Genomic DNA, 11228 nt, shown 5'->3' on the forward strand with positions numbered 1-11228 from the left:
TTAAAGTTGCTTAATGAAAATATCTTTAAAGTCAACTGGTTGTCCTTCACTTTGCAATGCTATAAAACCACTTTTGAGCGCTTTTCCATCAATTTTTATTTTAGCATCATATCCATTAGCCACCCCGCCACCAATATGGGGTTTACTGTATTTTAAAACAGTATCACCATTAATGATATGTTTAATCAGGGAATCGCCTAATACAATCAGTTCTGCAGACACCCATTGGTCACCATCATATGTTTTTGATTTTGAGTCCAGGCAATGTTCCGGGTATAACTTTCCCTGATAAAAAATTTCAGTTCCCGGAGAACACATATTGCCGGTAGGACGTGGCCGGCCATCGCTTAAACCACCTAAAAATTGCATTTCAATGGATATTGGCCAGTCTTGCGCCTCAGGCATTGTTTTAGGGTCCTGGCTGTGGAACATCACGCCGCTATTTCTTAGGGTATAACTCGGCGCTCCCTTTTGCAGCTGGCCAACAAAGCGGTATTTTAATTTTAAATGGTAATTGGAAAAGGGTGTTTTATAATAGAGATGGCCAAACTGATCATTAAAATCTCCGTATTGATCATAACTGACCCGAATCATCCCATCTTCCACCCGGAAGGTATTTCCATAATTTTCGTGATATTGATGGTGATGAATCTTCACATTCCAATCTTTGATATCTTTTCCATTGAAGAGTGATATCCATTCACTTTTATTGGAAATGTGATTCCGTTTGGCCATGCATCCGGTGAAGATGATCAATAAGGTAAGGTAGGACAGGTTTTTCATGTCAATTTTTTAACGCAAAATACAAAAAACGCAGCAAGTGATGTGCTTCCTTGCTCATGTTGGCTATAAAACCATATTAAATTCTTATACCTTTGTATCATGGCCAAAAAAAGACCTTCTAAATTAAGCTCAAAAAAATCACTATCGAAGAAAATCATTAACATTCTGAGTAAGGTTTTTCTTTATTTTCTATTTGTTTCGGTTATCTGGGTTATTGCCTACCGTTTTATTAATCCACCATTAACCTTATTAATGGCGCTTCGCAACATTGAAAGAAAGGCTGACGGGAAGCCATTTAAAACAGAAAAGAAGTGGGTTGATTTTGAAGATATGTCTAACAACATGAAACGGGCTGCCGTTTCGGCTGAAGACCAGCTTTTTTTAACACATGTTGGTTTTGATATGAAAGCGATAGAAAAAGCTTTTGCCAGCAATGCCAGGGGCAAAAAAGTTAAAGGTGGCAGTACCATCTCACAGCAAACGGCAAAAAATGTTTTCTTATGGCCGGGAAGATCCTGGATCAGAAAAGGCTTCGAAGCTTATTTCACCTTGCTGATTGAGATTTTTTGGAGCAAAGAACGGATTCTGGAGGTTTACCTCAATGTCATTGAAATGGGGGATGGAATTTATGGTGCTGAAGCTGCTGCGCAGGAATATTACGGTAAATCCTGCACCAAGTTAACCAAAAAGCAAGCTGCACTGATTGCAGCCTGTTTCCCTAATCCAAGAAGGTGGACACCCCGAAATGCAACACCTTATATTCGCCATCGCCAATATCTGATCTTAAGAAATATGAACAGGCTGGGACCGCTGGATTTTTAGGCTTTTAGTCAGTAGTCTTAAGTTAATAGTCTTTAGTCAGAAGCCTAGTCGTATGGTATAAAATCATGGTAGAAGATTCCCGACTCAAGACTTTGGACTCCAGACTCACTAATCATGATCCTTATTCCATCTGATTTTTATTCCACCTTTTTCGTCATCAATGGCTTTCAGGTGAAGCACAATTCCCTTCATTCTGGCCTCACGTTTTTCCTGGCGGGTTAAATTTTCATCTCCTTTAGGGTTTCTTAATGGAATATCCATTTCAACATTGGTTCCTGCGCCTAAGGCATAAATACCTTTTACATTAAAATTCAAGGCACTTGAATTGATCTGCATCGGACTAATGTTAATTTTATCGCCCTGGATATTCAGTATGCCATCTAGTTTTTTGATTTCAACATTAGATAGGTTTCTATTGGCAAATGCAAACTTCCCTACCTTTACCATAGGCTCGAAATTCACGAGGGCGGCATTATTTAAATTAAAAATCACCTTTCCGTTTATGGAGCGGGGAAGAATTTTACCGGTATGCGATATTTTGCCGGATATATCAACCAGTGAAGATAAATAACCTTTCAGATTTTTATTGGTAATGGTATTCTGGCCGAAGTTATCAAAAGAATAAAAGAAATCTTTCACACTGACATGGCTCACTTTCGAGTTGATTTTAAAGGTGTTTGAACCGGTTTGCTGAAGGATACTCCCATTTAAAGAAAGGGCACCACCAGCATGTTCCACACTTATTTTGTTGAAGAATATGCCATTGCCGCGAAGTGAAATGTCTGCCGCCAGATTTTTCGCCAGAAATTTATCGTAGATGGCCTTACCAACGTTAAGGTTTATATTCATTTTGGAAACCTCCAGTACATTGCTCAATTGTTTTGAAGCCGTTTTCATTGAGTTACCTGACGCCGTTTTCTTTTTAGTGCTTCTTGGTCCTAAGAATGGCATAAACTCATTCAGATACAATTGAGGGCTATGCATTTTCAGATTCACTAAAATCTTATCCGGATCATAATAATATAAATTCGCAAAATTGGCAATGCTACAACTTACATTTAATTCGCTTTTGCCGAGTTGAAAATGACCATCCTGAATGGACAGATCATTCTGGTTAAAAATAATATTCAGCGCACTTTTTACCAGGTGAAGTTTGCGCGGAAGGTAGGTGATATCTGCATTCGCAATTTTAATACCCCCAGAAATTACGGGTTTAGTAAAACGGAAATTATCGATGTCTGCCTGACAGTATAGCCTTAAATCTGCAGTTCCGGCTTTGAATTCAAAATCTTGCGTACCCAATGAATTATTCAGGTTCGTGAGTGGAAACTGTGATGTCACCAGCCCCGTAGCAATGGGTCTGGCCAGGTTAGTGACTGTAAACGTATCGATCCGAATGGGAGCATTATAATACTTGGCTGTTAATGTATGAAACTTTATTGCAGAATTTTCATCACCAATAATTCCTCCTACGGTATCCTGGTTGGTAAAGGAACCATTAAAACTGGCGGCTGTTAATTTTCCTGCAGGAATAGAGATGGTGTTATCGCGAACTTTAATGCCCACCCTGATTAAGGGATCTCCGTACTTTCCGGAACCATCATCAATAATCTTCCCGCGAATGTCAATCGGTTTCTCAATGCCAAATTTTAAAAGTTTGGAAGAAATATTAGGTGATAGCAGGAGCGCAACATCGCGGAATAAAATCTTATCTACAGCGATGCTGATGGCAAATGCTGCTTTATCCAGGTCTATCTTGGCACCAATTTTAAAAGGATGGCCTCCAATGTTCAGCATTTCAGGAGCTAAAATTACGGCATCCAGTTTTCTGCTATAATGTGCGGATAAAGTTCCTTCTAATGATTTATCTTTTAAAAAACTACCCTTTCTGGTGTTAAAGGCGAAATTATTAACCTGTGTTTTGATTTTTACTTTACCTGTCCAGCCACTATCCGGATACTGCATTCTGCCCTGAATCTGGTCAATATTAAAATTAAATAGCTTAAATCGCTTTTTGTTGTCGAGGATTAAACTCACCCGGTTGAAATCTATTTTACCCACTTCAAGTGCCGAAGATTTCGGAGCAGATTTTTTTTCTTCTGTTTTAGGCTTACTTTTAAAAATACTGGTATTACTGTATCCGGTAGAATCGGTATAAATATATACGGCGGCATCATTAATGGCGATTCGGTTGATATTTACATGGCCAACAATTAAGGATAGTATGTTTAGAGAAACATTAATTTCTTTGGCTTTAAGCAGATCATGCTGATGCTGTGCCCACAAACTATCCCGGAGCAAAACATCATGTAAAGATACAGAAACACCCGGAAAGCTTTTTAAAAGCGTAGGTTCCATACTACCTGCTGTAATTTGCCCGTTTAAGTTTTTGTTCAGCTGGGCTAATATGGATGACAGTATTTCTTTTTTGTTCCTGCTGATGTAAAAAGCACCCGCCAGCCAGGTTAAAATAATGAGAATGATAATTGCAGAAAGTATTTTTAAGGAAATTTTGAGCCAGCGCTTCATAAACAGGATTTGATTATAGCAATATAATGCTTTTTTGATCTAATTGTTTCAGGCTTAACTAAAAATAACAAATGTCAGGTGTAAAGGCTGGCCGCAAACCTGATTAAAAAACTTATTGAACTATAATAAGTGTGAAAACACGGTGGAGTGCCAGCTGTCTTTAAATGGAACCTCCCATTTCGTTTCCAGTTCGGCTAATGTTTGCACCATGTTATTGAAAACAATTGTATCCTGTATAATTTGCTTGATATTGACCAGGGTTTCAAAATCCTCTTTACCCTGAACCTTTACTTCACCGTCTAATTTATAGGCAATATTGAACCGGTTAAACAGGTCTATATGATATTCCTGTTCCATTTCCTTAATCAATCTTACCGAGCTATCAATGGAGCAGCCGGTAACGCCAGCCTGGCTTTCATCCACAGTCAAAATAATAAAATAACCATAGCGGATTTCTGCCTTTGCCAATAGTTCATTTCCATGCGCTTTCCATTGACCGGTGAAAGCAGCTAACTTATTTAATATCGCAGTTTCTTCTGCAGCTGTAAATTTACGATCGCTCTGATAGATCCAGACTCTTGATTGTGGAGAAAAACTCATATACAAATTTATAATTTTAATTACATTAGTTTGCCTTAAAATAATCCCCTTATGAAAAAGTTTACTTTGTGCTTGATAATAGCCCTTATTTCGGCCACAGCAACACTTCTATGTGCTTTTTCAGATCCCGAATCCATGGCGCAATACGTTGGTTACCTGCAAAAATCCTTAGTTGATCATTATGATATCAGCCAGGAGGTTAAGCAAATTAAGCGTTATGAACTTAATATTACCAACAATGGATTTTGTCGTTATAAGCGGTATTATAATAACGGTAAAACGGAGTATTTCGCATTTAAGTTGGCGAAATTTAAGGATATGGAATATTATGGTACTACTTCAGCGGGTAAATTATATTTGCATACCAAGGGTGATGATGTGATTGTTCAAACCTATAAGGACAGGGGAGGAGATGTGGATTCTATGGCAACACAAGTGGTAATTCCCCTTAAAAATATAGAGGCAGAGGATTTAAATGCAATCAGGGAAAACCTGACCAAAATTTGTGGTTTACCAGCTGTGTTAATCCCGCAATGACCATTTAGGAAACCTTACAGATTGCTTAAAACCTGTAAGGTTTAAATACTAAAGACCATTTGCTCTCGCCGTAATTTCAGCAATATCAAGTACTTTAACTTCCTGTTCTTTATCTTTCAGTTTCACGCCATCACTTAACATGGTCATGCAAAAAGGACAGCCAGCTGCTATTACCTGAGGATTTGTTTCCAGCGCTTCTTCAATGCGCTCAACATTAACGTCTTTTTTACCTTTTTCTGGTTCTTTAAACATTTGTGCCCCGCCGGCACCGCAGCATAAACCATTGCTTTTGCAGCGTTTCATCTCCACCAATTGTGCATCTAAAACCTCCAGTGCTTTTCTAGGTGCTTCGTAAACGCCGTTTCCCCGACCTAGATAACAAGGGTCATGAAAAGTGATTTTTTTACCTTTAAAACTCTCGCCGCCTTGTGTCTTTAGTTTTCCTTCGTTGATCAGATCCTGGATGAGTTGTGTGTGGTGGATCACCTCATAGCTTCCGCCCAGGCCCGGATATTCATTTTTTATCGTATTAAAACAATGCGGACAACCCGTAACAATTTTTTTAATGTGATAAGCATTTAAGACTTCAATATTGGTCATTGCTTGCATCTGGAAAAGAAATTCATTGCCTGCACGTTTGGCAGGATCTCCCGTACAGCTTTCTTCGGTACCTAAAACCGCATATTTTATGCCTACATGATGCAGGATTTTGCAAATGTCGCGGGTAATTTTTTGTGCCCGTTCATCGTAACTTCCGGCACATCCCACCCAAAATAATATTTCCGGTTCTTCACCTGCGGCCATTAGCTCGGCCATTGTAGGTACTTTAAATTCCATTTTCTTGTATCAAGTATTTAGTATCAAGTATCAAGACTTGAGGTTATTTAATTGTTTTAGATGATAGGTATCGGATAACAGGTATTAAGCCTTTATGACTCCAAATCCAAATACCCAACTATCCCTCTTCTGCCCAGTTGAAGCGGTCAGCCGGCGAATATTTCCAGGGTGCCTGGTTATTCTCGATATTGCCAAGCATTGTATTAATACTTCCGGGTGCCTGCGATTCTTCCATAACCGCAAATCTGCGAAGTTCCATAATGATCTGAAGCGGATCAATATTTACCGGGCAGGCTTGAACACAAGCATTACAGCTGGTACAGGCCCAAATTTCTTCTCTGGTGATGTAATCATCTAAAAGTGATTTGCCATCCTGATGATCCGGGCCATTTTTATCGATGTTTTTCCCGATTTCCGTAATCCGGTCGCGGGTATCCATCATAATCTTTCTTGGAGACAATAATTTCCCGGTAATGTTCGCCGGACAAGAATCTGTACATCGTCCACATTCTGTACAGGTATAGGCATTCATTAAATTCACCCATGAAAGATCGGTTGCATCTTTCGCTCCGAATTTGCCCGGATCGGCTTCCGCCGGAACAAAAGAAGGATCAAGCATGGCTTTAACTTCATTGGTTACCGATGCCATATTGGTAAATTCTCCTTTGGGTTCCAGATTGGAAAAATACGTATTAGGAAAAGCAAAAAGGATATGGAAGTGTTTTGAATAAGGTAAATAATTTAAAAATGCGAGGATACCAATGATGTGAAACCACCAACAGCCACGTTCTATGGCTATCAAAGCCCCTTCTGAAGCAGGTAAAAGGTTAATCAGGTACTGACTGATTGGAAATGCACCTGCCGTGGTGTAGTGTGCTGCGCCTAAAACCTGCAGTTTAAGGTCAGCAGCATTCATCATTAAGAAGGCAGACATCAGTAATATCTCCGTAACTAAAATATAGTTGGCATCCGATTTTGGCCAGGAGGTCATTTCTACACCGCTGAAGCGCTTTAATTTCATCACATTCCTGCGAATGAGGAAAATCACACAGGCAACCCATACCGTAAAGGCCAATATTTCAAAAGAAGCAATCAGAAAATCATAAAGTCCACCAAGACCATGAAAAATCCGGTGTGTGCCGAAAATTCCATCAATCATAATCTCTACTACTTCAATATTGATAATGACAAAACCGATGTACACAAAAAAGTGCAGAAAGGCAGGGATCGGCCTTACAACCATTTTAGATTGCCCAAATGCCACCCTGAGCATAGTCATTAACCGCTTTTGAGGCTGGTCATTCCGGTCGGCAGATTTTCCAAGCCGGATGTTGCGAATAATTTTACGCAGGTTTATGGTAAACAGCACAATTGCTGCCAGTGTTATTACTAGAAAAATGATCTGAGCCACCATGCAATATTAGATTGTTTATGCTAAATTATGATAATAATCTAAATAAATTGCTATGCATGCATAAAAAAAATATTAAAATGATTTGTTTGTATTCATTCTAATGTTTATTCAGCCTGGCTTAATAAGCTCAATAAAATTTAATTGATTGATAATCAGTTCAAGGCTGAAATAATTGAAAAAAAGTTTTGCTTTTGAAAAAAGAACGCTACATTTGCAATCCCAAACGGGAGGTGCCATAGCTCAGTCGGTAGAGCAAAGGACTGAAAATCCTTGTGTCCCTGGTTCGAATCCAGGTGGCACCACTTCCAAAAGCCTTTCAGCAATGAAGGGCTTTTTTATTTTTAAATTTTTTCTGGGTAGCAATGTATTTTTCATTCCGTAATTCCCAATTTTGCTTTTATGCAAAAACCCACAAATGATATTGTGACGTCAAGACTGATTCTTCGTTTAATGGATAAGGCAGTTATTTCCAATTGTTTGAACAAAAATCTGGCAGAGGCAGCGCATTTATTAAAAACACAAATTCCTGTAGAGCTGTTGGATTACCCCAGTAGCTTGCAGTATGCCTTAAAACAATTTGAAGCAGATGAATCTTATTTGCCTTGGGCAGCCAGGGCTATTATTCTTCCCGAAGCAAATCAAATGGTGGGTTTGGTACGATTCCACAGTCAGCCCAATCCAGAATATTTAAAAGATTATGCAAGTCATGCGGTGGAGTTTGGTTATCAGATATTTAAGGATTACAGAAAGAATGGATATGCAACAGAAGCTGTTATTGCCCTGATGGATTGGGCAAAGACAACATTTGGCGTTGTCAATTTTATCGCATCGGTTTCACAAGATAACAAAGATTCACTTAAACTGATTTCAGGCTTAGGTTTTAAAAAGATTGGTGAGGTTATGGATGAAAGAGATGGTTTGGAATATATTTTTTTAAAGCATATTCGTCATGATGAAGTACACTGAAAAAATTAACAAAAAATTAAAGAAGAATTGCAACTTTAAAAAATAATACTACCTTTGCAATCCCAAACGGATGGTGCCATAGCTCAGTCGGTAGAGCAAAGGACTGAAAATCCTTGTGTCCCTGGTTCGAATCCAGGTGGCACCACTTCCAAAAGCCCTTCAGCAATGAAGGGCTTTATTTTTTTGTACGATAGCCAAAATTCATCCTTGTTTGATCGCTAAAAGTTAAGGTATTGACAATCTTCATATTAGTGATGGGATCATCTTTATTTCAAGCGATATTCTCAGCTAAAAGTAATTTAATCAGTTAATTGTTGTTAATTATTCATAGCAGGTTAATTATTTACAATAATTAAGAATAAATTTAGTTCATGAAAGAATTTAATGTTATTGCTTAGCATCTTTTCAATAGCAAGCCTCGTATATCTACCAATTCCACTATAAACGAAAATATGAAATATTACAAATACAGTTACCTCACCGCTATGATATTGATGGGGGTAAGCTTATTTATGGCCTGTAAAAAAGAGAACGCAACACCCGAACAACCTGTTACACCTGTTGCGGCGAGCAGGGATGAACTGACTAAAGATTCGATTTTTCTTTATACGAAAGAGCTTTATTACTGGAATACTTCGTTGCCCACTTATGATGTCTTTAAGCCACGTAGTTTCAGTTCTAATGAAGCTGAACTTTATGCGCTAACCCAGTATTCTTCAGATCCATCCACTGGGAAACCTTATGAATATGTCAATGGTTCCGGCAATCCAAAATATTCCTTTTTCGATTATGTGGCTACAACAGCTAAGGTTTCAGCCCTCAAGGCTGATGTGAATGGAACATCAAATGATTATGGCTTCTCCGTAAACTATCAAACCACATCAGATTTAAGGGTAAAATATGTTTATCCAAATTCCCCTGCTGCCCAGCAGGGTTTAGCCAGAGGATGCAGAATCACGAGCATCAACGGAAGAACCAATTTAAGCTATAGCAGCGCTACTATAAACTTTTTAAATGATGCTATTTTTGGTAGCAATGCATCTGTTGCACTTACCTTTGTGGGACTTGGTAACGTAACCAAATCAGTGACAATTACTTCCTCCAGCTATACCGTTAATCCTATATTTTACACTAATACCTATAATGTTGGCAGCAAAAAGGTGGGTTATGTAGTTTTTAACAGCTTTACCAATAACGTTTCATCTGCATTAAAAACCGTTTTTGCCAATTTCGCATCTCAAGGCGTAACGGAGCTGGTGGTAGATTTAAGGTACAATGGAGGTGGTTATGTTTCTACTGCAACAGAAATGATTAATCTTGCTGCTCCAATTGCTCAGAATGGCAATATCATGTACACCACTTATTATAACAATTATTTACAAAACATCACAACGGCACAAAGAAAGGCCTCTGTTCTTGCGCATCAGCCATTATTAGATGGGGATGATAAGCTTCAGCCATTTACCACTGGTGTAAATGGAAAGTATGCCACATATGCCGATCTGGATTACACTTCTGCTTCAACTGATAATATAGAGCGTTTTGCCAAATCAGGATCTTTAACATTGTCAAGAATATATTTTATTGTGAGCGGATCTACAGCATCGGCCAGTGAGCTGACCATCAATAGTTTAAAGCCTGTGATGGATGTGAAGCTTATCGGTGAAACAACTTATGGCAAACCTGTTGGATTCTTCCCGATCAGGATTGATAAACTAGACATGTATGTCCCGGAATTTGAAACTAAAAATCAGGCTGGTGTAGGCGGATATTACAGTGGATTAACTGTTGATAAAGAAGCTTACGAAGATTTAACGAAATCCTGGGGTGATGAATCGGAAACCTTGTTAAGCTATGCGCTTTTATATGCCAGAACCGGAAGTTTTGTAACGACCTCCGCGAAGACTGCTAGTTTAAAAGCTTCATCGACGGTAATGCCTGAAAAATTATCTGCTGCAGAACTAAAGCAGGTATCCAAAAGTCTTGATCAACACAATTTTCAGGGCATGCTGCTTAAACCTGGAAAGAAATTTTAAATAAAAAACCCTCGCTGATTTGGCGAGGGTTTTTTATTTACAACAAAATTTTGCTGCTGATATCTTTATTGATGGTGATGTATCCGGGATATTTTACCGGAGTATTCCCTAACATAAAGGTAGGCTTGATCTTAATCGTCAGCAAACCAAGTTTTTCGTCTTTTGATGAAGATCCTCTTTGTGCTGCTTTAATAATATCATTAAAAACGTTTCCGTTGGATACCAGTCCGTAAATATTGCTGACCAATTGCACCGGAACAGTAACGGTTTGCCCTTGTGCGATGCTCACATTCTGATTGACAATACCCTGTGCTAAATCGGTATTGTTCACCAGAATTTTATATTCAAACTGATTGATGGCAGCCAGGTTACTGGAGGGATTGGTGATTTCCAGGTTCAGATTCGCCCTTAATGGAATATCTTTTCTGAGTAAGCCAAGTGCCACACCAGGTAAGCTGGTTAAACTAAAGGTTTGTTGTTCCATTAATTGTTTGATATCTGCACCAGCAATTGATACCTGTTTCACTCCGGTAATCTTATAGGTGCAATCTTCCAGTGCTTTAATTTGCTGTGCCTGCCTGTTTATACCGCAGCTACATACGATGAGGGTAAAAAGGCAAAGCCATATTGTGTTTTTCATGTTAATCATAACGGCAAATTAGTAAAACTATTTCAGCAGTAATCAAGCTTTAACAAAAATTAGC

Annotated in this window: 10 protein-coding genes and 2 tRNA genes; 6 read left to right on the forward strand and 6 right to left on the reverse strand. The window is 38.6% G+C overall.

Annotated elements, in window-relative coordinates; genetic code table 11:
* Positions 1-783, reverse strand: a complete 783-nt coding sequence (locus tag OQ267_RS15110; RefSeq protein ID WP_088300011.1) for a 3-keto-disaccharide hydrolase — start codon at positions 781-783, stop codon at positions 1-3.
* Positions 784-882: 99 nt separating this feature from the next.
* On the opposite strand from OQ267_RS15110, the gene mtgA reads away from it, so the two are divergent.
* Complete coding sequence (gene mtgA / locus OQ267_RS15115) at positions 883-1605, forward strand: monofunctional biosynthetic peptidoglycan transglycosylase (RefSeq protein WP_088300010.1); 723 nt, start codon at positions 883-885, stop codon at positions 1603-1605.
* A gap of 108 nt (positions 1606-1713) precedes the next feature.
* Here mtgA and OQ267_RS15120 read toward each other — a convergent pair whose 3' ends face one another.
* Positions 1714-4134: an AsmA-like C-terminal region-containing protein gene (locus tag OQ267_RS15120; RefSeq protein WP_265836631.1), complete on the reverse strand. Its 2421-nt coding sequence runs from the start codon at positions 4132-4134 to the stop codon at positions 1714-1716.
* Positions 4135-4254: 120 nt separating this feature from the next.
* Entirely contained in the window at positions 4255-4734 is a 480-nt protein-coding gene (locus OQ267_RS15125) for an ABC transporter ATPase (RefSeq protein WP_265836633.1), read from the reverse strand.
* Between the two features lie 51 nt (positions 4735-4785).
* Here OQ267_RS15125 and OQ267_RS15130 point away from each other — a divergent pair, with 51 nt between their 5' ends.
* On the forward strand, positions 4786-5271 hold the full coding sequence (locus OQ267_RS15130) for a hypothetical protein (RefSeq protein WP_265818796.1): 486 nt from the start codon (positions 4786-4788) through the stop codon (positions 5269-5271).
* Positions 5272-5319: 48 nt separating this feature from the next.
* On the opposite strand, the gene OQ267_RS15135 is transcribed toward OQ267_RS15130, so the two are convergent.
* Positions 5320-6108, reverse strand: a complete 789-nt coding sequence (locus tag OQ267_RS15135) for a (Fe-S)-binding protein (protein WP_265836634.1) — start codon at positions 6106-6108, stop codon at positions 5320-5322.
* A 118-nt stretch (positions 6109-6226) separates the two neighbouring features.
* Entirely contained in the window at positions 6227-7522 is a 1296-nt protein-coding gene (locus OQ267_RS15140) for a (Fe-S)-binding protein (protein WP_265836635.1), read from the reverse strand.
* Between the two features lie 229 nt (positions 7523-7751).
* Between OQ267_RS15140 and OQ267_RS15145 the strand changes: the two genes are divergently transcribed.
* From OQ267_RS15145 to OQ267_RS15160, 4 genes are all read left to right on the forward strand, one after another.
* A tRNA-Phe gene (locus OQ267_RS15145) sits at positions 7752-7824 on the forward strand.
* Between the two features lie 97 nt (positions 7825-7921).
* The gene (locus OQ267_RS15150; RefSeq protein WP_265836637.1) at positions 7922-8488 is read left to right on the forward strand and encodes a GNAT family N-acetyltransferase; all 567 of its coding nucleotides are present in this window, start codon (positions 7922-7924) and stop codon (positions 8486-8488) included.
* A 72-nt stretch (positions 8489-8560) separates the two neighbouring features.
* A tRNA-Phe gene (locus OQ267_RS15155) sits at positions 8561-8633 on the forward strand.
* A gap of 307 nt (positions 8634-8940) precedes the next feature.
* Complete coding sequence (locus OQ267_RS15160) at positions 8941-10524, forward strand: S41 family peptidase (protein WP_265836639.1); 1584 nt, start codon at positions 8941-8943, stop codon at positions 10522-10524.
* A gap of 37 nt (positions 10525-10561) precedes the next feature.
* Here OQ267_RS15160 and OQ267_RS15165 read toward each other — a convergent pair whose 3' ends face one another.
* Positions 10562-11164, reverse strand: coding sequence for a hypothetical protein (locus OQ267_RS15165; RefSeq protein WP_088300373.1), 603 nt, complete (start codon positions 11162-11164; stop codon positions 10562-10564).
* Positions 11165-11228 lie beyond the last annotated feature (64 nt).

The organism is Pedobacter sp. MR22-3 (assembly GCF_026240075.1).
GTDB lineage: Bacteria > Bacteroidota > Bacteroidia > Sphingobacteriales > Sphingobacteriaceae > Pedobacter.

What these genes read in the sequence shown, in the direction of transcription:
- OQ267_RS15110 (WP_088300011.1), bottom strand. Translation starts at nt 783, where the DNA reads ATGAAAAACCTGTCCTACCTTACCTTATTGATCATCTTCACCGGATGC.
- OQ267_RS15135 (WP_265836634.1), bottom strand. Translation starts at nt 6,108, where the DNA reads ATGGAATTTAAAGTACCTACAATGGCCGAGCTAATGGCCGCAGGTGAA.
- OQ267_RS15125 (WP_265836633.1), bottom strand. Translation starts at nt 4,734, where the DNA reads ATGAGTTTTTCTCCACAATCAAGAGTCTGGATCTATCAGAGCGATCGT.
- OQ267_RS15160 (WP_265836639.1), top strand. Translation starts at nt 8,941, where the DNA reads ATGAAATATTACAAATACAGTTACCTCACCGCTATGATATTGATGGGG.
- OQ267_RS15165 (WP_088300373.1), bottom strand. Translation starts at nt 11,164, where the DNA reads ATGAAAAACACAATATGGCTTTGCCTTTTTACCCTCATCGTATGTAGC.
- mtgA (WP_088300010.1), top strand. Translation starts at nt 883, where the DNA reads ATGGCCAAAAAAAGACCTTCTAAATTAAGCTCAAAAAAATCACTATCG.
- OQ267_RS15140 (WP_265836635.1), bottom strand. Translation starts at nt 7,522, where the DNA reads ATGGTGGCTCAGATCATTTTTCTAGTAATAACACTGGCAGCAATTGTG.
- OQ267_RS15150 (WP_265836637.1), top strand. Translation starts at nt 7,922, where the DNA reads ATGCAAAAACCCACAAATGATATTGTGACGTCAAGACTGATTCTTCGT.
- OQ267_RS15120 (WP_265836631.1), bottom strand. Translation starts at nt 4,134, where the DNA reads ATGAAGCGCTGGCTCAAAATTTCCTTAAAAATACTTTCTGCAATTATC.
- OQ267_RS15130 (WP_265818796.1), top strand. Translation starts at nt 4,786, where the DNA reads ATGAAAAAGTTTACTTTGTGCTTGATAATAGCCCTTATTTCGGCCACA.